This window comes from Streptomyces sp. LE64 (assembly GCF_052606915.1).
In genome coordinates, this window is sequence record NZ_CP199708.1 from 5862584 (window position 1) to 5884998 (window position 22415).

Annotated in this window: 21 protein-coding genes and 1 riboswitch; of the genes, 10 read left to right on the forward strand and 11 right to left on the reverse strand. The window is 73.4% G+C overall.

Annotated features, from left to right (window positions below):
- From hpnH to ACSMX9_RS26205, 4 genes are all read left to right on the forward strand, one after another.
- Positions 1-1023, forward strand: a complete 1023-nt coding sequence (gene hpnH / locus ACSMX9_RS26190; RefSeq protein ID WP_445397545.1) for an adenosyl-hopene transferase HpnH — start codon at positions 1-3, stop codon at positions 1021-1023.
- Positions 1020-2453 (forward strand): aspartate aminotransferase family protein, encoded by a 1434-nt coding sequence (locus ACSMX9_RS26195; RefSeq protein ID WP_445397547.1) that lies wholly within the window; start codon positions 1020-1022, stop codon positions 2451-2453. The genes hpnH and ACSMX9_RS26195 overlap by 4 nt, the downstream gene beginning before the upstream one ends.
- 83 nt (positions 2454-2536) lie before the next feature.
- A complete protein-coding gene (locus ACSMX9_RS26200) occupies positions 2537-3196 on the forward strand; it encodes a helix-turn-helix domain-containing protein (protein ID WP_445397549.1) in 660 nt (219 codons plus the stop codon).
- Positions 3193-3372, forward strand: coding sequence for a DUF6126 family protein (locus ACSMX9_RS26205; RefSeq protein WP_351244123.1), 180 nt, complete (start codon positions 3193-3195; stop codon positions 3370-3372). The genes ACSMX9_RS26200 and ACSMX9_RS26205 overlap by 4 nt, the downstream gene beginning before the upstream one ends.
- 24 nt (positions 3373-3396) lie before the next feature.
- Here ACSMX9_RS26205 and ACSMX9_RS26210 read toward each other — a convergent pair whose 3' ends face one another.
- Positions 3397-4194: a tyrosine-protein phosphatase gene (locus ACSMX9_RS26210; protein WP_445397551.1), complete on the reverse strand. Its 798-nt coding sequence runs from the start codon at positions 4192-4194 to the stop codon at positions 3397-3399.
- 498 nt (positions 4195-4692) lie between these two features.
- Positions 4693-4811: riboswitch (cyclic di-AMP (ydaO/yuaA leader) on the forward strand.
- Positions 4812-4813: 2 nt separating this feature from the next.
- Here ACSMX9_RS26210 and ACSMX9_RS26215 point away from each other — a divergent pair.
- Together ACSMX9_RS26215 and ACSMX9_RS26220 are read left to right on the forward strand one after the other, a co-directional pair.
- Positions 4814-5803 (forward strand): M23 family metallopeptidase, encoded by a 990-nt coding sequence (locus ACSMX9_RS26215; protein ID WP_445397553.1) that lies wholly within the window; start codon positions 4814-4816, stop codon positions 5801-5803.
- Between the two features lie 204 nt (positions 5804-6007).
- A complete protein-coding gene (locus ACSMX9_RS26220) occupies positions 6008-6799 on the forward strand; it encodes an SGNH/GDSL hydrolase family protein (RefSeq protein ID WP_445397555.1) in 792 nt (263 codons plus the stop codon).
- A 19-nt stretch (positions 6800-6818) separates the two neighbouring features.
- Here ACSMX9_RS26220 and ACSMX9_RS26225 read toward each other — a convergent pair whose 3' ends face one another.
- The 5 genes from ACSMX9_RS26225 to ACSMX9_RS26245 are packed head-to-tail and all read right to left on the reverse strand — an operon-like array spanning position 6819 to position 12056.
- Entirely contained in the window at positions 6819-7715 is an 897-nt protein-coding gene (locus ACSMX9_RS26225; RefSeq protein WP_445397557.1) for an STM4011 family radical SAM protein, read from the reverse strand.
- The gene (locus ACSMX9_RS26230) at positions 7712-9094 is read right to left on the reverse strand and encodes an STM4012 family radical SAM protein (RefSeq protein ID WP_445397559.1); all 1383 of its coding nucleotides are present in this window, start codon (positions 9092-9094) and stop codon (positions 7712-7714) included. The genes ACSMX9_RS26225 and ACSMX9_RS26230 overlap by 4 nt, the downstream gene beginning before the upstream one ends.
- Positions 9095-9110: 16 nt before the next feature.
- Complete coding sequence (locus ACSMX9_RS26235) at positions 9111-9932, reverse strand: STM4013/SEN3800 family hydrolase (RefSeq protein ID WP_351244159.1); 822 nt, start codon at positions 9930-9932, stop codon at positions 9111-9113.
- 16 nt (positions 9933-9948) lie between these two features.
- Positions 9949-11094 (reverse strand): STM4014 family protein, encoded by a 1146-nt coding sequence (locus tag ACSMX9_RS26240; protein ID WP_445397561.1) that lies wholly within the window; start codon positions 11092-11094, stop codon positions 9949-9951.
- A 2-nt stretch (positions 11095-11096) separates the two neighbouring features.
- Complete coding sequence (locus ACSMX9_RS26245) at positions 11097-12056, reverse strand: STM4015 family protein (protein WP_445397563.1); 960 nt, start codon at positions 12054-12056, stop codon at positions 11097-11099.
- A gap of 202 nt (positions 12057-12258) precedes the next feature.
- On the opposite strand from ACSMX9_RS26245, the gene ACSMX9_RS26250 reads away from it, so the two are divergent.
- Entirely contained in the window at positions 12259-12585 is a 327-nt protein-coding gene (locus ACSMX9_RS26250; protein ID WP_351244107.1) for a hypothetical protein, read from the forward strand.
- A 138-nt stretch (positions 12586-12723) separates the two neighbouring features.
- Complete coding sequence (locus tag ACSMX9_RS26255) at positions 12724-13794, forward strand: DUF6745 domain-containing protein (protein ID WP_445403104.1); 1071 nt, start codon at positions 12724-12726, stop codon at positions 13792-13794.
- A 22-nt stretch (positions 13795-13816) separates the two neighbouring features.
- Here the strand turns inward: ACSMX9_RS26255 and ACSMX9_RS26260 are convergent, their stop codons facing one another.
- From ACSMX9_RS26260 to ACSMX9_RS26270, 3 genes are all read right to left on the reverse strand, one after another.
- The gene (locus ACSMX9_RS26260; protein ID WP_445397565.1) at positions 13817-14449 is read right to left on the reverse strand and encodes a TetR family transcriptional regulator C-terminal domain-containing protein; all 633 of its coding nucleotides are present in this window, start codon (positions 14447-14449) and stop codon (positions 13817-13819) included.
- An 86-nt stretch (positions 14450-14535) separates the two neighbouring features.
- Positions 14536-15693, reverse strand: a complete 1158-nt coding sequence (locus ACSMX9_RS26265; protein ID WP_445397567.1) for a Glu/Leu/Phe/Val dehydrogenase dimerization domain-containing protein — start codon at positions 15691-15693, stop codon at positions 14536-14538.
- A gap of 329 nt (positions 15694-16022) precedes the next feature.
- Positions 16023-16568: a carboxymuconolactone decarboxylase family protein gene (locus tag ACSMX9_RS26270; protein ID WP_445397569.1), complete on the reverse strand. Its 546-nt coding sequence runs from the start codon at positions 16566-16568 to the stop codon at positions 16023-16025.
- A gap of 220 nt (positions 16569-16788) precedes the next feature.
- On the opposite strand from ACSMX9_RS26270, the gene ACSMX9_RS26275 reads away from it, so the two are divergent.
- The gene (locus tag ACSMX9_RS26275; protein ID WP_445397571.1) at positions 16789-18009 is read left to right on the forward strand and encodes an MBL fold metallo-hydrolase; all 1221 of its coding nucleotides are present in this window, start codon (positions 16789-16791) and stop codon (positions 18007-18009) included.
- Between the two features lie 16 nt (positions 18010-18025).
- Here the strand turns inward: ACSMX9_RS26275 and ACSMX9_RS26280 are convergent, their stop codons facing one another.
- Both ACSMX9_RS26280 and ACSMX9_RS26285 read right to left on the reverse strand, forming a co-directional pair.
- Positions 18026-18805, reverse strand: coding sequence for an alpha/beta fold hydrolase (locus ACSMX9_RS26280; RefSeq protein ID WP_445397573.1), 780 nt, complete (start codon positions 18803-18805; stop codon positions 18026-18028).
- A 278-nt stretch (positions 18806-19083) separates the two neighbouring features.
- Positions 19084-19929: a methyltransferase domain-containing protein gene (locus ACSMX9_RS26285; protein ID WP_445397575.1), complete on the reverse strand. Its 846-nt coding sequence runs from the start codon at positions 19927-19929 to the stop codon at positions 19084-19086.
- Positions 19930-20277: 348 nt separating this feature from the next.
- On the opposite strand from ACSMX9_RS26285, the gene ACSMX9_RS26290 reads away from it, so the two are divergent.
- Entirely contained in the window at positions 20278-22413 is a 2136-nt protein-coding gene (locus ACSMX9_RS26290) for an APC family permease (protein WP_445397577.1), read from the forward strand.
- Positions 22414-22415: the final 2 nt, after the last annotated feature.

A 22415-nucleotide genomic window follows, 5' to 3' on the forward strand; every position in this document is an offset into this window, starting at 1 on the left:
ATGGCCATGCCGCTCCGCCAGTCCGTCAAGGTCGCGACCTACCTCTTCGAACAGAAGCTCCGCAAGCGGGACAAGTTCCCGCTGATCGTGGAGCTCGAACCGCTCTTCGCCTGCAACCTCAAGTGCGAGGGCTGCGGAAAGATCCAGCACCCGGCAGGGGTGTTGAAGCAACGGATGCCGGTCGCGCAGGCTGTCGGGGCGGTCCTGGAATCCGGGGCCCCGATGGTCTCCATCGCGGGTGGCGAACCCCTGATGCACCCGCACATCGACGAGATCGTGCGCCAGTTGGTGGCCCGGAAGAAGTACGTCTTCCTGTGCACCAACGCCTTGCTGATGCGCAAGAAGATGGAGAAGTTCACCCCCTCCCCGTACTTCGCCTTCGCCGTGCACATCGACGGACTGCGGGAGCGTCACGACGAGTCGGTGGCCAAGGAGGGCGTGTTCGACGAGGCGGTGGCGGCGATCGAGCAGGCCAAGGAGCGCGGCTTCCGGGTCACCACCAACTCGACCTTCTTCAACACCGACACCCCGCAGACCGTCATCGAGGTCCTCAACTACCTCAACGACGACCTCGGGGTGGACGAGATGATGATCTCGCCCGCCTACGCCTACGAGAAGGCACCGGACCAGGAGCACTTCCTCGGCGTGGAACAGACCCGCGAACTCTTCCGGAAGGCGTTCGCCGGCGGCAACCGCCGCCGCTGGCGACTCAACCACTCGCCGCTGTTCCTCGACTTCCTGGAGGGCAGGGTCGACTTCCCCTGCACCGCCTGGGCGATCCCCAACTACTCCCTCTTCGGCTGGCAGCGCCCCTGCTACCTGATGAGCGACGGTTACGTCCCCACCTACCGGGAACTCGTCGAGCAGACGGACTGGGACGCCTACGGCCGGGGCAAGGACCCGCGCTGCGCCAACTGCATGGCCCACTGCGGTTACGAACCCACCGCGGTCCTCGCCACCATGGGATCGCTCAGGGAGAGCCTGCGCGCCGCCCGCGACACGGTCTCGGGCAACCGCGCGTGACGGCACCGCCCCCCGGACCTGCGACGGAGGGAACGGAGGGCCGTCCGCGAGAGGCGTTCGACCTCGGCGCACTGCTCTCCCAACGCGGCGATGAGCGGTACGCGTTGCACTCCCGCCACCTCAACCACCAGCTTCCCCGCATGCTGCGCACCATCGGCTTCGACAAGGTCTACGAACGGGCCGAGGGCGCGCACTTCTGGGACGCGGACGGCAACGACCACCTGGACATGCTGGCCGGGTTCGGGGTGATGGGCGTCGGCCGGCACCACCCCGTGGTGCGCAAGGCCCTCCACGACGTGCTGGACGCCTCCCTCGCCGACCTCACCCGCTTCGACTGTCCGCCGCTGCCGGGGCTGCTCGCGGAACGCCTGCTCGCCCACAGCCCCCATCTGGACCGGGTGTTCTTCGGCAACAGCGGCACGGAGGCGGTGGAGACCGCGCTCAAGTTCGCCCGCTGCGCCACCGGCCGGCCCCGGGTGCTGTACTGCACGCACGCCTTCCACGGGCTCACCGCCGGTGCCCTCTCCGTCAACGGGGAGTCCGGCTTCCGGGACGGCTTCGGGCCCCTGCTGCCCGACACGGCGGTGCCGCTCGGCGACCTCGATGCGCTCGCCCGGGAGCTGGCGCGCGGCGACGTGGCCGCGCTGATCGTGGAGCCGATCCAGGGCAAGGGCGTCCACGAGGCCCCGCCCGGGTACCTACGGGGCGCCCAGGAGCTGCTGCGTGCGCACCGGGCGCTGCTGATCGCGGACGAGGTGCAGACCGGGCTGGGCCGGACCGGGGACTTCTACGCCCACCAGCACGAGGACGGGGTGGAGCCGGACCTGATCTGCGTGGCGAAGGCCCTGTCCGGGGGGTACGTCCCGGTCGGGGCGACCCTGGGGCGGGACTGGATCTTCCAGAAGGTGTACGCCTCCATGGACCGGGTCCTGGTGCACTCGGCGAGCTTCGGATCGAACGCGCAGGCTATGGCGGCGGGGCTCGCGGTGCTCTGGGTGCTGGAGTCCGAGCACCTGGTGGAGCGCGCCCGTACCGTCGGGGAGCTGCTGCGTTCCCGGCTGGCCGCCCTGGTGGACCGCTACGAGCTGCTGAGCGAGGTGCGGGGCCGGGGACTGATGATCGGGATCGAGTTCGGCCGCCCCCGGTCGCTGAAGCTGCGGGGCGGCTGGACCATGCTCCAGGCCGCCCGCAAGGGCCTGTTCGCGCAGATGGTGGTGGCCCCCCTGCTCCAGCGGCACCGCATCCTCACCCAGGTGTCCGGGGACCGGCTGGAAGTGATCAAACTGATTCCGCCGCTGGTGGTGGACGAGGCGGACGTGGACCGCTTCGTCACGGCCTTCACCGCCGTGATGGACGACGCGCACCGGGGGGGTGGCCTCATGTGGGACTTCGGGAGGACACTGGTGAAGCAGGCGGTGGCCGTCCGCTGAGCGGTGGAGCGACCGCGATCCCGGTTTTTTACCCCTCGGGCAAGAAATTTGCCCGAGGGGCATTTTTCTGGCTCAATCGAAGCATGAGCCACCCAGAGTCCGTCCCTCCCGAGGAACCACCCGCCGCCTCGGCCCCCGCCGCGGAGACGGAGGTCCCCCTCGTCGCCCCCCGGCTGCGGGAGCTCCGGCGCGGCGCGGGGCTCACCCTGGAGACGGCTGCCGCCGCGGCCGGGTTGTCCCCGGCGCACCTGTCCCGGCTGGAGACCGGTCGACGGCAGCCCTCCCTGCCGATGCTGCTGGCGCTCGCCCGGGTGTACGGCACCACGGTCTCCGAGCTGCTCGGCGAAACGGTCGTCGACCGCGACGCCGTGGTGCAGGCCGCCACCATGGAGCCCACCCGGGCCGGCGGCTGGACGTACTGGCAGGCCGGCGCCTCCGGCCGGGGGATGCAGGCCCTGCGGGTCCGGGTGCCGTACGGCACCCAGGGCGACATCGTGCGGGTCCACCCGGGCGAGGAGTGGCTGTACGTCCTGTCCGGGCGGTTGCGGCTCAGGCTCGGGGACAGCACCCACCTCCTCGGCCCCGGTGACAGCGCCCACTTCGACTCGCTGACCCCGCACCGGATCGGCGCCGCCGACGAGGACGGCACCGACCTCCTCTTCGTGCACACCCTGTTGCAGAGTCCGACCGCCGCGCTGTGCCTCGGCCCGGCGGACGGCCACACCCCGGGAGACCTCCGATGACCGAACCCGTACCCCCCACCGACCCCGCGGCGCCTCCGGTCGCCCCGCGGACCTCCACGCCCCGCATGGAGGACAAGATGCCGCCGAGCATCTGGATCCGACTGGTCATCTACGTCGCGGTCGGCCACCTGGTCGCCGCCTTCATCTGGCTGCTGTTCGAGGTCGGAGCCAAGTGACACCGCCGGCGGCCGGGTACCGGCTCAGTCGAGCAGTCGTCCGCGCAGCCGCTCGCGCAGCCCGGGGGTGAGACCGAGGGCCCGGCGCAGATAGGTGTCGGTGTCGCCCCAACATCGGTCGATCGTCTCGAAGGCGGCCGCCAGGTACTCGACCCGGGCGTCGAAGAGGGGGCTCAGCAACTCCATGGCCTCGGGCGCGGAGCCGTCGACGGCGTCCGCGTCGCGGCGCACCCGGTACCGCCGGTGCGCCGCGTTGGACTTGAGGTAGTCCTCCTCGATCGCGCTCCGCTCGACCCCGAGGGCCAGCAGCGCCACGGCCACGGTGAGTCCGGCCCGGTCCTTGCCCGCGGCGCAGTGCAGCAGGGCCGGCACGCTGTCCTCGGCGAGCGCGTGCAGCACCCGGGCGTGCTCCGCCGTCCGCTGCTCGATCATGACCCGGTAGGACGTCACCATCTGGTCGACGGCGCGCCCCCCGGCGAGCAGGGCGCGGAGTTCGGTGAGGTCGCCGTTGCGCACCAGGTGCCAGAACGCGGCGCCGTCGGCCGGGTCGCTGAGCGGGATGTTCACCTGGCGCACCCCGGGGAGCTCCACGTCGTGGCCGTCGAGGGCGCGGTCGGCGTCGTTGCGGAAGTCGAAGACGGTGTGCAGACCGAGCGAGTCGAGGTACCGGCTGTCCCGTGCCGTCGCGCGGGCGAGGTGGCCGCTGCGGAACAGCACCCCGTGGCGGATCCGGCGACCGTCCGCGGTCGGCAGTCCTCCCAGGTCCCGGAAGTTGCGCACGCCGGTCAGTTCGGGCTCGGTGGACGGGATCTGCTGCGTCACGGGGCTCCTCCGGTTCCCCCGCCGGCGCCGTCGGACGGCGGGCCGGTTCAGACGATACGACATCACATCGTCCGACAATCGGGATGTGATGGGCTTTTCTTGTGAAACACGGAGGGCGAGCCCTGGTCGCTATGTCCTGCAATGGTAATTTTTGTCGCTTTCACGAACCTTGGTGGCCCTCATCCCAACTGGGCCGGGAATAAAGCCGCCTGGGGAAGCCGGTCGTGACCGGGATCATAGAGGTCACCGAACGTGGTGGCCGGCCGTGCTCCGCCTGCCGTCCACAGCCCGGGAATTGAGTTCCGCGGCCCCCGCCGTCGTCGACGCAGGGTGACCGGGAAATCCCGCAAGGATCAAGGAATACCTGGTCATCGACGTGCTCGCGGTTGTCCGGGCCGTTCCGGCTCGCCTAGCGTCACGCTCACTCCGGGCGGACGCCGAGTCCTGCCACCGTCCGGCACCCACCGTCGTACCGACATCGGCAGGAGCGGGGAACCCACACGCAGTACGCCGAGTCCGGGCGACCGGACCGGCTCGGGGTGAAGCCGCGCGAGCGCGGCCGGGCACCTCCCGCCCGAATCCGACAGCTCACCTCGTAGGCGCCGGAGAGGAACGCACCATGCCCGCGACGGGTAAGCACCGCCGTCCCACGTCCGCCCGGCTCGTCCGCGCCATCGCCCTCACCGGGTCCGGTGGCGCGGCCGCCCTGGCGCTTCCGCTGATGGGCGCCGCCCAGGCCCACGCCCAGGCCGGGGAGGCCGCCCCCGCCCCCAAGGGTTCCGCCGCCGTCACCGCCCCGGCCGCCCCGCAGGCCCCCGCGGAGCGGACCGCCACCCCCCGCGCCGAGGTCACCACGTACTCCGTGAAGATCGGCGACCACCTGTCGAAGATCGCCGACGAGCAGGACGTGCGCGGCGGCTGGCAGCGGCTGTACCAGGACAACCGGGCCGCGGTCGGCGCCGACCCGAACCTGATCCGCCCCGGTCTGGAGCTCGCCATCGGCGCCCCGGCCGCAGCCCCGCAGTCCGCGGCCCCGAAGCAGGCCGCGCCGAAGGCCGCCGCGCCCGAGGCCCCGGCCCCGAAGGCCGCCCAGCCCCAGGCGCCCGAGGCCCGGCAGGCAGCCCCCGAGAAGGCACCGGCTCCGAAGCCCGCCGCCCCGAAGGCCGCTCCCGCGGCGGCCGAGGTGCCCGCCGCTGCGAACGCTTCCGGCTTCACCCTGCCGGTCGCCAGCGGGGTGGGCACCCCCTACCGGGCCTCCGGCAGCATGTGGTCCAGCGGCTACCACACCGGCGTCGACTTCAGCGTCCCCGCCGGCACGCCGCTCAAGGCGGTCGGCCCGGGCACCGTCGTCTCGGCGGGCTGGGCGGGCGCCTACGGCAACCAGGTGATCATCCAGCACGCCGACGGCAAGTACTCCCAGTACGCCCACCTCTCGCAGCTCGGCGTCAGCGCGGGACAGTCCGTCTCGGGCGGCCAGCAGATCGGCCTCGCCGGTTCCACCGGCAACAGCACCGGGCCGCACCTGCACTTCGAGATCCGCACCTCGCCGGAGTACGGCTCCGACATCGACCCGCTGACCTACCTGCGGTCCAAGGGCGTCTCCGTCTGATCCGTCCGGCGACCCGCCGGGAGCTCCCGCACGCGGGGCCGCATCCTCCGATGCGGCCCCGCGTCGCGCTGTACGCGGCCGGGCCGTCCCCCTATTCCCGTGTCGCGCCGGTCGACCGCATGGCCTTTCTCACGTCCCGTCAACCCCCTGGAAGGCATTGTTACGGTGGCGTAGGTCACGCCGGGCGAGGAAGGATGGGTCGATGTGACAGCAGAGTCGACGTTCCTCCCCCCTGACGGCATCCGGTCCTACGCGGCGCTCGGCGACAGCTTCACGGAGGGCGTCGGTGACCCCGGGCCCGACGGATCGTTCGTGGGCTGGGCCGACCGGCTGGCCGTCCTCCTGGGCGACCGGCTCCCCGAGCACGCCTTCCGCTACGCCAACCTCGCCGTCCGCGGGCGGCTCCTCGACCAGATCGTCGAGGAGCAGATACCCCGGGCCCGGGAGCTCGCCCCCGACCTGGTGACCTTCTGCGCGGGCGGCAACGACATCATCCGCCCCGGCAGCGATCCCGACGAGGTGGCCGAACGCTTCGAACGCGCCGTCGCCCACCTCGCCTCCACCGTCGGCACGGTCATGCTGACCACCGGGTTCGACACCCGGGGCGTCCCCGTCTTCCGTCGCCTCCGCGGCAAGATCGCCACCTACAACGGCCATGTGCGGGCCATCGCCGACCGCTACCACTGCCCGGTCCTCGACCTGTGGTCCCTCAGGACCGTGCAGGACCGCCGGGCCTGGGACACCGACCGCCTGCACCTCTCGCCCGAGGGGCACACCCGGGTCGCGCTCCGCGCCGCCCAGGTCCTCGACGTCCAGGTGCCCGCCGACCCCGACCAGCCCTGGCCCCCGCTGCCGCCCCGCGGCGTCCTCGAAGAACGGCGCGACGACATCCACTGGGCGCGCGAGTACCTGGTGCCCTGGATCGGACGCCGACTGCGCGGGGTGTCCTCCGGCGACCGGGTCGAGGCCAAGCGCCCCGATCTGCTCCCCCTCTGAACGGCCGCTGGCGCCGGGGTCAGTCCGGATCGCCCGGCGGCGGTAGCCACACCGGCCCGGACCGTGCCGGAATCCGCTCCAGCACGCCCCCGGCGAACACGTCGTACAGCGGCAGGGACTCCAGGTGCACGTACCCGATGTGGCAGTCGCACCGCGCCAGCGGGCACGGCCGCGGCGCCAGCGCCGCCCGGTACGAACCGTCGTAGAGGTTGCCCAGCACGGACGGGACGAAGTGACAACGCCGCACCGTGCCGTCCCCGTCGACCGACACCACCGACGCACCCGTCCGGCATGGCAGCCCTCCGCTGCGGTGCGGATGACGGCTGAACGGGAACAGCGGATCCACCTCCGTCCAGGCCGCGGCCTCCTCGTCGGTGTACACGTGCCTCTCGGCCGCGTTCACCCACAGGTACACCCGTTCCGGCAACGCCGCACGCAGTCGCCGGGCGTGCTCCAGGTGCTCCGCGAGCCCCACCACCCCGACGCTGAACCGCACCCCGCGCTCGGACAGGGCGCGGCACTTGTCGAGGAACCGCTCGTAGGGCGTCTGGCCCGGGTGGTACGTGCACCACAAGGCCACCGTGTCGAGGTCAGCCGCGTCGAGCCAGTCGGTGCGGCAACTCAGGTTCGTCTGGATCGCCACCCGCTCCACGTGCTCCTGCCGGGACAACTCCACCAGGGCCCGCCGGTACCAGGACCGCACCAAGCCCTCGCCCCAGGGGGTGAACAGCACCGACAGCCGGCCGTCCCGGTACCCCGTCGCCCAGGCGGTGAACCGCTCCAACGCGGCCCGGTCGGCCCGGAGTTGCTCCCGGCTGTCCCGGCGCTTGGCGAACGGGCAGTACGGGCAGTCGTAGTCGCAGGACGCCAACGGACCCCGGTACAGCACCGTGAGGTCGGCGCCCACGGCACTCACCGCGCCTCGTAGGCGGCCATTGCTGCCCGCACCTCGGGGGAGAAGAGCTCCGGGCCGACCGCGTCGGAGTGCGCCAATCCCTCCGCCGACAGCCGCAGCACCCCTGCCGGGGCCGCCGGATCGAGCCAGCCCCGGCGTGCGAACCGGGCCAGCTCGCCCGGGAAGTCCTCCTCCGGTTCGGCGCCGAACCGGGTGCGGTACTCCTCCCGGGCCATGCCCGGGGCCTGGAGCAGCGACTGGAGCAGATGGCGGCGCCGCGCCTCCCCGCCTCCTGCGCCCCCGGCCACGTACCGGCCGTGCACCGGCCGGCCGAAGTCCTCCGTCGTGGTGTACGCGTCGATGATGGACCGCACCTCGCGCTCGTTCACCGCGTAGTCGAAGGAGTAGTGCAGCGTCGAGGTGTACGAGCGGGCCCCGCAGCCCAGACCCACCATGCCGTCCGTCTGGCAGGCGTGGTCCTCGGGTCCCTCGGCCGGGGCGTCCGCCCGCCGGAACATCCGCATCGACCGCTGCTCGTAGCCCCGGGCCAGCAGGTGGTCCCGACCCGCCCGGTAGAGCCGCAGCCGTTGCTCGTCCCACGCGCGCTGCGCCACGTCCACCCTCCGGTGCAGCCCGGTGAGGTTCCGCACGTACAGCGGGTACAGGTACAGCTCCTCCGGGCGCCAGGCCAGGGCGGCGTCCAAGGAGCCCAGCCAGGACTCCTCGGTCTGCCCCGCGATCCCGTAGATCAGGTCGATGTTCAGCACGGGTATCGCGGCCTCCCGTATCCGTCCGAGGGCCGCTTCGACGTCCGCCCGTCGCTGGGGCCGCACCGCCGCCCGCGCCTCCTCGGGCACGAAGCTCTGCACCCCCAGGCTGAGCCGGGTCGCCCCGCGCTCGGCCAGCACCGCCAGGCGGTCCGCGGTGGCCGTCGCCGGCGACGCCTCCACCGACAGCGGCACCGACCGCAGGTCCGCGCCCATCCGCGACTCGGCGAGGTCGCACAGCCGGCCCAACTCGTCCGCGGTCAGGTACGTGGGCGTGCCCCCGCCGAACGCCGCCGTGGCGAAGCGCACCGGACCGTCCCCGTCGAGCGCCTCCCGCACCGCGTCCGCCTGCCGCTCCAGGGCGTCCAGGTAGCGACGCGTCAACTCCCCGGGCGCGCCGATCCGCGTGAACAGGTTGCAGAACCCGCACCGGACCTCGCAGAACGGCACGTGCAGGTAGAGCGAGAGCGCGTCCTTCGGCTCCCCGCGCCACAGCTCCGCGAGGCGGGGGCCGCGGGCGGGCAGCGGACGGTACGCCGTCTTGTGCGGATAGGCGTAGACGTAGTGCTGGTACGGGCGCGGCGGTGCCGTCTCCCGCGCCGTCGGGACCTCGGTCGGGAAGGTGGTGCTCATCGGGTGCCTCTCGGACTCACGGCGCGTCGGCCGGGGACGACGGCGGTAGGAAGAAGTGGGCGTAGGGAACGGTCCAGACGACGTCGTGACCGAGGCGGTGACCCGTGTAACCGTCCTCGCCGTACGCCGTGCCGTGGTCCGAGCAGACGATCGCGAAGCACCGGCGGCGGCTGCTCATCGCGGCGAACAGCCGGCCGACGTGCCGGTCGACGTACTCCAGCGCGGCGGCGTGGGTGCCCCGGTCGTCGCCCGCCTCCCGGGTCGCGCCCGGCAGGTGGAACCAGTTGGGCTGGTGCAGCGCCGACACGTTCAGGAACAGGAACAGCCTCTGCCCTGCGGGCAGTTTGGCCACCACCTCCTCCGCCCGGGCGACCTGGGCCTCGAACGAGGTCGGGGAGGCGACCCCGAACGCGGGCTCCCAGTGGCTCTCCTGGAACATCCCGGGCAGCACGTCCCCCAGGGCACCCCGCTTGTTGAAGAACCCGACCCCACCGATGCACACCGTGCGGTAGCCCGCCCCGGCCAGACCCGCGACCAGGTCCGGGGCGTCGTACACGAACGTGCCCCGCTCGGTCGTCTCGCTGCCCGCGAACCGGGCCGCGAACAGCCGGGGATGCCGACCGGGCGCCGCCGGAGTGGGCAGGAAGCCGGCGAACATCGCCTGGTGCGAGGCGTAGGTGAAGCTGCCCGGTGCGTGCCGCCGCTCCCACCTCCCGCCCGGCAGGTGGGCGGCCAGGTTCGGCAGCCGGCCCGCCGCGGCGAGCTCGGCGGCCACGTCGTGGCGCAGGGTGTCGAGGGTGACGAGGAGCAGGTCGTCCCGTCCGACCACCTCGTTCATGTCCGGGTTCTCCACCTCAGGGTCCTTCCGGGTACGCGCTCGGTGCGGGGACGGCGGTCGAGGCGCGGGTGCCCCCCACGGCGGCGACCTGGGCACGGTAGGTGTCCCAGCCCTCCGCGCCGCTGCCCGCGAGCCCCGTCAGGCCCGGCAGCAGATCGCCGAAGGCGTTGACCTCGCCGACCGCGAACCGGCGCCAGCCCACCGCGGGCAGCAGGTCCACGCCCACGCACAGGGTGCGGGGGAAGCAGGCGGCGGCCCGTTCGCAGACCGCCAGCAGGTCCCGCCAGTCGCCCCCCGCCCCGGCCACGGCCTCCCGCACCCGCGCCAGGTCCCCCCGCTCGCCCCCGAGGTGCAGATTGGTCATCGGCGAACGGCTGGTGCGCACCACGGCATGGGTGGCCCGACCGGCGACCACCACCACCCGCAGGTCCACCGCCCGGTCCCCGAACGACGCCTTCGGTAACCACCGCTCCACGTGCAGACCGTCCGGAGCGAGGGCGTCCACCAACGCCCCCACCTGGCGTTCCGTGCCGTACCGGCGCACCCGCAGCGAGTTGAACAACCCTTCGGGAGTGCCCTCGACGGAGGTGACCGCCCGGACCCGACCGGGGCCCGCGGTCTCCACCGCCACCACCCCCGACGCGGACGAACCGTGCGCGAGCTTCACGAACACCCGGGGCATCCGGTGCTCCCGCATCAGGGTCCGCAGGTCCTCCCAGCCCCGCACCGGGGCATGACCGTCGGAGGTCGGCGAGGCCGGCACGGGCACCCCCGCCCGGTCCAGCACCGCATGGCACCGCCGCTTGTCGAACAGCTCGGCGAGTTCGGCTGGGTCGTCCAGGAGCCGGCAGCCGGCCGCCCGGGCCTCGGCCGCCACCTCCCGGACGGACCGGGTGAACCGTTCGTACCACCGCGCCGTCCCCTCCACGCGCGCGGGATCGTCCGTGCCGCGCAGCACCCGCTCCACTTCGGCGTCCTCCCCCGGGGAGTCGATGCGCACCGTCTCCCCGGGCTCGAAGGCGGTGGCGCCGCGGAGCACCTGACGCCAGGGCAGCACGCGGGCCGGGGGAAGCCCGGCGGCGCGCACGGCGTCCAGGAAGAACGCGGTGCGCCGGTTGTCGGGGTTCCCGACCACCACGAAACGGGGGGACTCGACGTGCACGGCTACTCCGACACCGCCACGTAGCGCCAGACGTCGCCGTCGCCCTGGTCGTACTCCTCGGCGTCGTCCTGGTCCACGTCCACCGTCACCCCGGCCGGCTCCAGCGCCCGGCGCACCCGCTCCCGCATCTCCTCGCCGAGGTAGTTGTGGTGCAGGTCCAGGGTGGCGAGGTGGGTCAACGGCTGCCCGGACAGCAGCGCCGCGGCGCCCTCGTCGGTGAGCACCCCCATCGACAGGTCGAGGACCCGGAGCTGGGCGACGACCGGTGCCGTGGCCGTGGCCGCGGCGATCTCGTCCTGGATCTCGCTGTTGCGCAGGGCCAGGTGCCGCAAGGCCGGCAGCCGGGCCCCGGACAGGATCGGCGCGACGTCCGCCACCGTGCCGTCCCCGCCGTACTCCGAGGTGCCGAGCCACAGGTCGAGCTCCTCCAAGGAGGGGAGGTCGCTGCCGGCGACCCCCTGGACCACCTCCCGGGGCAGGCCGCCGGCCTCCAACCTCAGCCTGACCAGGCCCTCGTGCCGCACCGGGGCGAACTCCAGCCCGGAAGCACCGCGGACGGTGAGCGCCCGCAACCGGGGGAAGGCCTCCAGCAGCGGGTTCACGGAGGTGTGGGTGATCCAGGAGATCTCGCACTCCTCCGAGGACATCTCGCCCAGGAACAGCGAGCGCAGCTCCGTGAGATCCTCCCCGGCCCCCACCAGCGCGTCTATGACGGACCGCGGGCTGGTGTCGTACGGCTCCTCCCACGCGCCCACGATCAGGGCGACCACCCCGCGCAGGTCGACGGCCGCGCGGAACCGCTCGAACGCCTCCGCCCACGTCTCCTCGTTGTCGTACGAGGCGACCGCGACGCGCCAGGTCACCGACCCGGCCTCCGGGTACACCGCCGGAGCGTCCTCGCCCTTCCGGGGGAAGTCGAAGACCGGCAGACCGAAGTGCGTTTCCTGGTAGGACGAGATCATGCGCTGCTCCTGGAGGGAATCCGGACGACGGGTCGAGGGCCTCGGGCCCGATGTGCCTGAAGTTGTACCAAGTCCCACTGACAGGACGTGCTGACGGGGTCGGCGAAGCGGACCGGACGGCCGGTCGGACCCCGTTGTCAGACCCCGCCCCTACGGTCGGAACCGGGTCGTCGCACCGGGCGGCGGAACGGAGGGGAGAGCCATGTACCGGCAGGGAGACGTGCTCGTCGTACCGGTGCGGCCGGAGGCCGTGCCGACGAACGCCCGCGAGGCGGCGGGGGAGCCGAGGGACGCGCGGGGCCGGCTGATCCTGGCGCTCGGCGAGGTCACCGGCCACGCCCACGCCGTCGTGGGACCGGGTCGGTTGGTCCGGGAACCGGGGCCGCTCGGGCCGTTCCTGCTGCACCTCCCGGACGGGGGCCGGGTGGTGCACGAGGAGCACGCGGCGATCCCGCTGCCCAAGGGCTGGTACCGCGTGGTCAGGCAGCGGGAGTACGCACCGGACGCCGTGCGCATCGTCGCGGACTGAACGCACCCGGCACCACCGGCACCACGAGAACCCGAGAACCCGAGAACCCGAGAACAGAACCGAACACCAGGAAGCGGGCGGCGGAACATGACAGCGCAGGTGGCCGAGGCGGCAACGGACGGAACGGGCGGGGACGTGCTGGAACGCGTCGCGCGGTGGCGGGCCGCGGCCGCGGCGACGGGAGCCGCCGACCGGCCGTCCGCCGAGGCCGGGGTGCGCCTCGCCTACCGCAACGCCGGGCTCGCCGAGCCGGCGCGGATCGTGTGGGCGGACTCGCCCCACCACGCCGTGCACCTGATCGCCCGGGGTGCCGACGCCCTCGGCGGCGAACCCGGGCCCTGCGTGCGCGACACGGTCCGCAACGTGCCCTGGGCAGCCGAACGCGCCCGCCTGCTCGACGCGCTCGGGCCGCTCGGCTGGTCCGCGCACTGGGCCACCACCGGCGGACAGTTGGGGGAGTCCGCCGACCTGTTGGTCCGACGCCTGCGCCAGGGCCTGATCGAGGAGGCCGCCCCGACCGGCCCCGCCGGCCGACGGGAGACGGCACCGGACGCCCCGGCCCGCCGCGCCGAACGGGTGCGCAAGGAGGGCGAGCTGCGGCTGCTGCTCCTCGACGCGGTGCTCGGGCAGCACGACGCCGCCTGGCTCTGCGCCTTCGACACCGAGGGCCCGCTGGGCGGCATCGCCGCCGTCGCCCGCGCGGCCGGGTGGTGGTGGCCGTACGAGAAGGTCGCCGTGGTGTGCGAACGCCCCCTGGTGCTCCACCGCGACGAGGCCGGCCGCCTCGACCGCGCCGACGGCCCGGCCGTCGCCTACCCGGACGGCTTCGCCCTGCACTCCTGGCGCGGCATGCCCGTACCGGGCGCGTTCCTGGACGAACTCGCCGGACTCACCCCGGAGCGCATCAGGACGGAGGAGAACGCGGAGCTCCGCCGGGTGATGCTGGAGCACTTCGGCTACGAGCGCTACCTCGCCGAGTCCGGCGCGGTGCCGCTGCACCGCGACGGGACGGGCCGGCTCTGGTCGATTCCCCTGGTCGGCGACGAGGACGTGGTGATGGTCGAGGTGGTCAACTCCACGCCCGAACCCGACGGCACCAGCCGCACCTACTGGCTCCGGGTGCCGCCGAGCACCACGACCGCCCGCGAGGGCGTGGCCTGGACCTTCGGCCTCACCGCCGCGGAGTACGCACCGCTGCGCGAGACCTGACCGGTGCCCGTCTGCCCGGCGGTCAGGCCCGGGAACGGCGCGGGATGGCCGCCAACTCCCCGGCCGTGAGCCCCAGCTCCCGGGCCAGTGCCTCGTCCACCCACTGCTGGAGGCGGGCCCGGGAGACACTACCCGTGTAGACCGCTGCCTGGACCGCCAACCCGTCCAGCAGCGCGGTCAGGCGCAGGGCCGTCGCCCGGGGGTCCGCACAGACGAACTCCCCGGCGGCGACGCCCTCCGCGATCACCTCGGCGATCGCGGACTTCCACTGCCGGTCGAGGTCCCGCGTCACCGCGCGGAGCGCGGGCTCCCGCAGGGAGACCGCCCACCCCTCGATCCACAGCCGCCACCCCTTGGCCTGACCGGTGGGCGCGTACCACCGCACGGCTGCCCGCAGCCGCCGCACCGCGCTCGTCCGACGGGCCAGCGAGGCGCGCAGCCGCGCCAGATCCGCCTCGGCCGCGTGCGTGAACGCGGCGGCGACCAGCTTCTCCTTGGAGGCGAAGTGGTAGAGGACGAGCGCATTGCTCACCCCGAGGGCCGCGGCCACGTCGGCGATCCGCACGGCCGCCACGCCCCGCGCCTCGATCTGCTCGATGGCGGCCAGCACCAACTCCTCGCGCCGCTCGCCGACGCTCAACCGCACTCTCGCCACCCCCCAACCTTATGTGTTCATGACGCACCCGGCGGACCGGCCGGGGCCCACCCGGCCCCGGCCGGGGTCGTCGTCACGCCCGAGGCTCAGTCGTACGCCCCGAACCGTTCCGTGATCTCCGCCAGGTTCTCGCCGGCCAGGGCGTGCGCGGCGGCCCGGGCACTCGTGCCGTCGGCCTCCGCCCGGGCCAGCACCCGCCCGATCGACTCGCGCACCGAGGTGCGGACCCGGGCGAACACCGCCTCCGGCTCCGCCGCGAGGTCGCCGGAGAGGGTCCACCACCACCACGCGTGGGTCGCCGAGTTGGCCACCACGTCCGGCAGGACGGCGATCCCGCGCCCCGCCATCAACGACTCGGCCGCCGGAAGCACGGGCATGTTCGCGGCCTCGACGATCCACCGCGCCGTCACCCGGTGCTGATTGGTCCCGTCGATGACGTGCGAGAGCGCGGCCGGGACCAGGACGTCCGCGTCGACGGAGAGCCAGGCGTCACCGCCGGGCATCTCCCGATCGCCCTCCCGCAGCGCCGACCGGTCCACGGTCCCGAAGCCGTCGCGCGCCGCGAGCAACGCCTCCACGTCCAAGCCGGACGGATTGACCAGGGCTCCCCGGTCGTCGCAGACCGCGACCACCGTCAATCCGGCCCGGGCCAGGAAGCGCGCCGTCGCCCCGCCCATCGTGCCGAACCCCTGGACGGCCACCCGGGTGCCCGCGTACGGCGTCCGGCCGTGGTCCAGTGCGGTGAGCACCGCCTCGGCCACCCCGCAACCGCCGACCAACTCGGCCAGCCCGATCCCGTCGACCTCGACCGCGCACGCGTCCGCCAGCCGCTCGTGTCCGCCGCCCGCGTCGTCCAACAGCGGGTACACCGCCTGCACGCTCGACACCAGCCCCGCCTCGTTGCTGGCCCGGTCCACGGTCTCCTGGCTCAGGCCCAGGTCCTCCCCGGTCGTCCAGCACCGCTCGACGTAGGGGCGCACCGCCCGCAGGAACCGCACCAGCACCCCGTACGCCGCCGGATCCCGGGGATCGCAGTCGATGCCGCCCTGCGCGCCGCCCAGGGGCACGGAGCGCGCCTTCGGGTCGTAGCGCAGGGCCTCCTTCACGGTCATGCCGCGGGCCAGCGCCGTGACCTCCTCCGAGGTGCACCCCCGGCGCATCCGCAGGCCGCCGCTCGCCACCCCGCGCACTAACCGGTCCACCACGAAGTACCCCCGCCGGGAGGTGACGTGGTCGGTCCACACGAGGGATATCAGGGGGTCTGGCCGGGACGGGAGACTACACACGCGCACTCCTGGGGCTGGGGCGGATCACGGGGACCGTGGCGGCCCACGACAGCCCGAGAGGGAGGCAGGGCACGGGCCGGCCGTCCCCGAAGGAACTGAAGTGCCGGTCAGTATCGGGACCCCGTCAGGGGCCTGTCAACGCGACCTGATCAGCCGTCCGGGCGGGATTCCGGAGCCCCCGTGCCCCTCCCGAGACACGGACCGCCGGGCCGCCCGCCGGAACCGCCGCGCGTCGAACGGCGGGAGCCGTGCCCGGGCCTCCGGCACCCCGGAGGCCCGGGCACGGCTCAGGACCCCGGCGGGGGCGGGACCTCACAGGAGTCCTTGAACCCCTGACTGCTCAATCCGAGCGCCGCATTCGTGCGCGACCGCAGGTTCTCCAGCGCCACCACCGCGGTCAGCTCCACGAAGGCGGCTTCCCCCAACCCGTCCCGCAGCCGGTCGGCCAACTCGTCCGTCACCGCGGGCGGAGTCGCGGTCATGGCCTCCGCGTACTCCAGGACGTCCCGCTCCACGGTGGTGAACACCTCGCTCGTGCGCCAGGACGGCACCGCGCGCAGTTTGGCCGCGGGCACGCCCCGGCGGCTGCTCTCCCAGTAGCCGAAGTCCACGCACCACGAGCAGCCGATCACGGTCGCGGACCCCATTTCCGCGAGTGCCTTCACCGTCGGGTCGAGCCGGTTCCACTTCGCGGCGGACCGCTCGAAGCCCAACACCGCCCGCAACACCCCCGCATGGTGTCCCGCGGCACGCACCGGGTCGAGCACCCGACCGTACGACCGCTTCGCGTACCACTCGACGGCGCGGTAGAAGGGGGTACGGGGTGGATTCATCGAAACGCGGGTCATGGTCATCGCCCTCCGGACGTACGGGGTGCAGGCTGTCTCACCCGTACGACGGATGGGCCCCCGCCGGATGTGACATCCCGGCCCGCGCGGTCCCGGCCGGGGCCGCGCGGGAGACGCCGGCCGGGCCGTGGACGCGCCGACCCTCCCGGACGCACCGGGGCCCCGCCCATAATGGGAAAGCCGACCGCATGCCCGAGGAGACCACATGACCCCACCGCCCCCCGCGCGTTCCCTGCGTTCCGGACTGCGCGCCCTGCGGCCCGCGGCCTTCGGCGCGGACCCGTCGGGGGAGCGGCTGGCCCGGATCCACCGCTCGCCGCACTTCGTACGGGGGGCGTTCCGCAATCCCGAGGAGACCCGGACGCGTCCCTCGGGGTCCGCGAGGGGCTTCGCGAAGGTCTACTTCGACAAGGAACAGCGCGTCCTGCGCGCCCCCCGCGGCCCGATCCCGATCCACCGGGACACCGCCGCGCGACTCTCCCGCCCTCCGGAGTCCGGGCTGCGGATCACCTGGATGGGACACTCCAGCGTGCTCGCCGAGATCGACGGGCACCGGGTGCTGTTCGACCCGGTCTGGGGCGAGCGCTGCTCCCCGTTCGCCTTCGCCGGTCCCAAGCGGCTGCACCCCCTCCCGCTACCGCTGGCCGCGCTGGGCGAGGTCGACGCGGTCGTCATCTCCCACGACCACTACGACCACCTGGACATGCCCACGATCAAGGCGCTGGCCGGCACGGACACGGTGTTCGCGGTGCCGCTCGGAGTCGGCGCCCACCTGGAGCGCTGGGGCGTGCGGCCGGACCGGCTGCGCGAACTGGACTGGACGGAGTCCACCCGGATCGGCGGCCTCACCCTCACCGCGACCCCCGCCCGCCACTTCTGCGGCCGTGGCCTGCGCAACCGGCAGCACACCCTCTGGGCCTCCTGGGTCGTCGAGGGCGACCGCCACCGTGCGTACCACAGTGGTGACACCGGGTACTTCGAGGGGTTCCGGGAGATCGGCGCGGCGCACGGTCCGTTCGACGTGACGATGATCCAGATCGGCGCCTACAGCGAGTTCTGGATGGACATCCACATGCTGCCGTCCCAGGGCGTGCGCGCCCATCTGGACCTCCAGGGCGGCCGGCCGCACGGCGTGCTGCTGCCGATCCACTGGGGAACCTTCAACCTGGCCCCGCACGCCTGGGCGGAGCCGGGGGAGTGGACCGCGGACGCGGCCGAGGAGGCGGCGCAGCCCGTGGCCCTGCCCCGCCCGGGCGAGCCCTTCGAACCGGCCGGGGACCTCCCCGTGGACCCCTGGTGGCGTGCCGTGTCACCCCCCGTGGTGCGCTCGTGGCGCGGGACCGGCCCGGCTCCCGCCCGGGCGGCCCGCCCGGAAGCCCCCGCGCCGCGACTGGCCGGCGACACGGGAGCGTCCGGTACGAGCTGACTTCCGTCGGCGCGGGTCAGCCGAGGATGTCGCGGAGCAGTCCCAGCATCTCGTCCGGATTCCCGATCCAGTCCATGTGGCCCTGCTTCTCCAGCTCGATGAGCTTGCTGCCGGGAATTCCGGCGTGCAGTTGCCGTGAACCCTCGACGGGAATCATTTCGTCCTGACCGAATCCGATGATCGTGGTCGGAGCGGTGATCTTCGGCAGCAGGTCGCGGACGTCGCTGTGGAGGCCCACCTCGACCTGGCGCGCGATGCCGGGCTCGGGCCAGGCGTGGTTCTCCAGCGAGGCGGCCAGCCCCTCGTCGCCCCAGCCGTTCACCGTGGCCGGGCTGAACCCGGTCAGCGTGGTGAACCGCCTGAACAGGTCGACGTCGGCGGTCAGCAACTTGGCCCAGGTCTCGAAGTAGAACCGGTGCCGGGGGTCGGGGTACGCCCAGGAGCCGACCAGGACGAGTCGGTTGACGAGCTCGGGCCGGGTGGCCGCCAAGGTCGCCGCCACCGCTCCGCCCAGGGAGAATCCCAGCACGTCAGCCGGTCCGTCCGTGCTGGCCTCCAGGGCGCCGGCCACCTGCTCGGCGAGCTGCTGGAGGACCAGCGGACCGCCTCCGTCGGTGGTCTCCCCGCTTCCGCTGAGGTTGGGGCGCACCACGGTGTGCTCCCGGGCGAGGGCCTGGACGACGGTGCCGAAGGCTCCTTCGGCACTGCCGCCGACTCCGTGGATGAGGGCCAGACCCGGGCCGCTTCCTTCGACCTCGTAGTGGACGGAGCCCTGGGGGTGATCGGCGTACGGCATGGGGCACTCTTCTCTGCGCGGGCGGTGCGTCCTCGCGCGCGGGCGCTGCGGCCGATTCGGTTGCAGTGGTGCGCGGAGAGACGTTCCGAGGGGAACGAGGGAATTCAACGCGTCGAATGGGGCGACTTTCCTGCCGAGATTACCGGGACGTTTCCGTGAATCATGCACGAATGTCGCTGATACCTTGGTCCTAGTCCTTATTGCGGAATGGCGACCGGTCGGGGGAACGGTGAACCGCCGGCCGTTTCGTGGTCGCCGGTGCCGTGCGCGGTGTCCGGTCACCGCGGTCGGTAGGCGGTGGCCAGGACGGAGACGGTGACCTCCCGGGGCAGGGCGCCGCCGTCCACCGGCGCCGCCGGGTCGAGGTGGCGGGCGCCGGGCGTCATCCCCACCAGGTCCAGGGCCAGGGCCTCGGTGAGGGGCAGCACGTACTCCACCGGCACGGTCGCGATGGACTCGAAGGACGGGTCCAGCGCCCGGTGCAGCCGGTCCTCCTTGACCGGGTCGACGCGGGGCATCGCCGTCAGCCGTCGACGCAGTTCGCCCAGGTGTCGCGGCGTGGGGCGGACGACGACCAGCCTTCCGGCGGGGCGGAGCACCCGGTGGAACTCGGCCGGGTTGCGCGGGGCGAAGACGTTCAGGACCACGTCGACCACCTCGTCGGCCAGGGGGAAGGGACGGAAGGCGTCCCAGGCCGCGGCGGCGGCCCGCCCGTGTGCGCGGGCCGCCGAACGCAGTGCGCGCGCCGAGGTGTCCAGACCCAGGCCGTGCGCGTCGGGCAACCGGTCGAGCACCCCGGCCAGGTAGTGGCCCGTGCCGCACCCCACGTCCAGGACGGCGGCCCGTTCCGGCCGGGGCTCTGCGGCCAGGGCGGCCACGGCACTGCGGACGGGGGCGTACCCGCCGCCGGCCAGGAACCGGTTCCGGGCCCGGACCATGGCCGCGTCGTCGCCACTGGTGGCACGGGTGCCCGCGAGCAGAGCGGCGTAGCCGTGGCGGCCGATGTCGAAACCGTGGCCGGCGGGACAGCGCAGCGCGCCGCGTTCGGGGTGGAGCCGGGACGTGCGGCAGAGGGGGCAGCGCAACACGTCGAGGAAGAGTTCGAGGGCAGGGCGAAGCAACACGGCACTCCTGGTCGGGGCGGTGGGAAGGGGGCCGTGCCCATGTGCGGGACCGCACCGGACGCTCCGCTCGGGCGGATCGCGCGGCCGGTCGTGCCGCGGGCACGCCGAGGAGGGCGATGCCGTTCGGCGTCGCCCTCAGTGCTCTCCGGTCACAGGAAGCAGTGCGGAACGCTCGTGAATGCCATTACGGCAGCTTACAAGCGCCGGGCACGTGCATCGGCGGTCCCCGGGTGTCGCTGACGGACCAGGTCGGGGTTCGCGTCCACGATGTCCGGTGTGACAGACGGGCGCGGTGGCCGGAGCGGCGACACGGCGGGACCTCCGGGTCCGGCGGCGGTGCTGCCGGGCATGAACGAGGAGCAGGTGCGGGCGCTGCGCCGGCTCGGACGGGCCTGGGGGCGGGTCTCGGCTCAGCCCGCGGTGTGGCGGCGGGCCCTGCCCCTGGAGCCCGACGTGGGCCGCTTCCCGGTGACGGCCGAGGCCGCACCGGCGTGGTTCGGGCGGCTGGTGCCGCTCCCCCCGTTGCGTACGCGCGCCGGGGACGGGCGGACCGCGGTCGAGCAGGGGGCTCCGGTTCCCCCGACCGCGTCCCGGGCCCGCCGCGTCCTGCTGGGCGCTCCCCTGGCGAGTTCGGCCTTCGTGACGGAGCGGATGCGCAAGCTGGTGGCCCTGCCCGTGCTCTCCGCGGACGCCCTGTCCTCGGTGGCGTACGGGCCGGAGGCGATGCTGGCGGTCCTGGTGCTGGCCGGAACGGTGGGCCTCGGGTACTCCCTTCCGGTCGCCGCGGTGATCGTGTTGCTCATGCTGGCCGTGGGCCTGTCGTACCGTCAGACGATCCGGGCGTATCCGCACGGCGGCGGTTCCTACATCGTGGCGGGCGACAACCTGGGGCCGGTGCCCGGGCTGGTCGCGGCAGCCGGGTTGATGACGGACTACGTCCTCACCGTCGCCGTGTCGATCGCCTCGGGGGTGGCCGCCATCGCCTCGGCGCTCCCGGGACTGACGCCCTGGAGGGTCCCCCTGGGGGTGGCGGTGATCCTCGTGCTCCTCGCCGGCAACCTGCGCGGCATCCGCCAGGCGGGCGCCCTCTTCGCCGCCCCCACCTACGCGTTCGTCGCCGCCGTGGGCGCGCTGATCGCGTTCGGCCTGGTGGACGCCGCCCGGGGCGGCTTCGCCGCGGCCCCCGCCCCCCGGGTCCCGGCCGCCGAGGCGGTCGGGCTGTTGCTGATCACCCGTGCGTTCTCCTCCGGGGCGACGGCCATGACCGGCATCGAGGCCATCTCCAACGCCGTCCCGGCCTTCCGGCCGGTGGAGTGGCGCAACGCCCGCACCACCCTGACGTGGATGGTGGGGCTGCTGATCACGATGTTCGCCGGCATCGTCGTCCTGAGCCACCTCGCCGGAGTGGTCCCCCGGGGGCAGGAGACGGTCCTGTCCCAACTCGCCCACCTCTCCTTCGGGCAGGGCTGGGGTTACGCGTACGTCCAGGCGGCCACCGCCGCGGTGCTGCTGCTGGCCGCCAACACCGCGTACAACGACTTCCCGCGGGTGCTCTCCCTGTTGGCCCGCGACGACTACGCGCCCAAGGTCTTCCTGCGGCTCGGCGACCGCCTCGCCTACAGCAACAGCATCGTGCTCCTCTCCCTGGCCGCGGCGGCGGTGTACGTCGCCTTCGACGGCCGCACCGGGGCCCTGATCCCGCTCTACGCGGTCGGGGTGTTCCTCGCGTTCACGCTCTCCCAGACCGGGATGGTCGTCCACTGGTGGCGTCGGCGGGACGCGCACTGGCGCAAGAGCCTGGTCTTCAACGCCACCGGGGCCGTGCTCTCCGGGCTGGTCCTGTTGACCGCGGGCCTCAGCAAGTTCACCTCCGGGGCCTGGGTGGCGCTCATCGCGATCGCCCTCTTCCTGTGGGTGACGACCTGCATCCAGCGGCACTACGCCGTCGCCCGGGAGGCGCTCCGCCTGCGACCGCACGCCGTCGACATCCCGGCCGCCACGGGCGCCGGGCCGCTCGCCCCGGCGGTGCGCGGCGGTGGCGCCCGCGAGGACCTGGAGGCCGAGGAGATCCCGGAGGAGGTGCACCACCTGTCGGTGGTCGCGATCGCCACCCTCGACCTCGCCGCCATGCGCACCCTCGCGTACGCGGCGTCCCTGGCGCAGCCGGTCCTGACCGTCCACATCAGCACCACCGACGAGGAGGCCCGGCGGTTCCGCGCCTACTGGGAGCTGTGGGGCGACCACCTGCCCCTCCAGATCGTCCTCTCCCCGTACCGCGCCGTGGTGGCACCCCTCGTGCACTACATCGAGACCCTGCACCGCCTCCACCCCGACCTCACGCTCACCGTGCTCCTCCCCGAGGTGGTCACCCGCCGCCGTCGCCACCGGTTCCTGCACAGTCGCACGGCCACGCGGCTGCGACGTGCCCTGCGTCGGCTGCCGAAGATCGTCATCACCACCGTTCCCTTCCACCTCCCCACCTGAGG

What these genes read in the sequence shown, in the direction of transcription:
- hpnH (WP_445397545.1), top strand. Translation starts at nt 1, where the DNA reads ATGGCCATGCCGCTCCGCCAGTCCGTCAAGGTCGCGACCTACCTCTTC.
- ACSMX9_RS26200 (WP_445397549.1), top strand. Translation starts at nt 2,537, where the DNA reads ATGAGCCACCCAGAGTCCGTCCCTCCCGAGGAACCACCCGCCGCCTCG.
- ACSMX9_RS26205 (WP_351244123.1), top strand. Translation starts at nt 3,193, where the DNA reads ATGACCGAACCCGTACCCCCCACCGACCCCGCGGCGCCTCCGGTCGCC.
- ACSMX9_RS26215 (WP_445397553.1), top strand. Translation starts at nt 4,814, where the DNA reads ATGCCCGCGACGGGTAAGCACCGCCGTCCCACGTCCGCCCGGCTCGTC.
- ACSMX9_RS26230 (WP_445397559.1), bottom strand. Translation starts at nt 9,094, where the DNA reads ATGAGCACCACCTTCCCGACCGAGGTCCCGACGGCGCGGGAGACGGCA.
- ACSMX9_RS26235 (WP_351244159.1), bottom strand. Translation starts at nt 9,932, where the DNA reads ATGAACGAGGTGGTCGGACGGGACGACCTGCTCCTCGTCACCCTCGAC.
- ACSMX9_RS26245 (WP_445397563.1), bottom strand. Translation starts at nt 12,056, where the DNA reads ATGATCTCGTCCTACCAGGAAACGCACTTCGGTCTGCCGGTCTTCGAC.
- ACSMX9_RS26250 (WP_351244107.1), top strand. Translation starts at nt 12,259, where the DNA reads ATGTACCGGCAGGGAGACGTGCTCGTCGTACCGGTGCGGCCGGAGGCC.
- ACSMX9_RS26270 (WP_445397569.1), bottom strand. Translation starts at nt 16,568, where the DNA reads ATGAATCCACCCCGTACCCCCTTCTACCGCGCCGTCGAGTGGTACGCG.
- ACSMX9_RS26275 (WP_445397571.1), top strand. Translation starts at nt 16,789, where the DNA reads ATGACCCCACCGCCCCCCGCGCGTTCCCTGCGTTCCGGACTGCGCGCC.
- ACSMX9_RS26280 (WP_445397573.1), bottom strand. Translation starts at nt 18,805, where the DNA reads ATGCCGTACGCCGATCACCCCCAGGGCTCCGTCCACTACGAGGTCGAA.
- ACSMX9_RS26290 (WP_445397577.1), top strand. Translation starts at nt 20,278, where the DNA reads ATGAACGAGGAGCAGGTGCGGGCGCTGCGCCGGCTCGGACGGGCCTGG.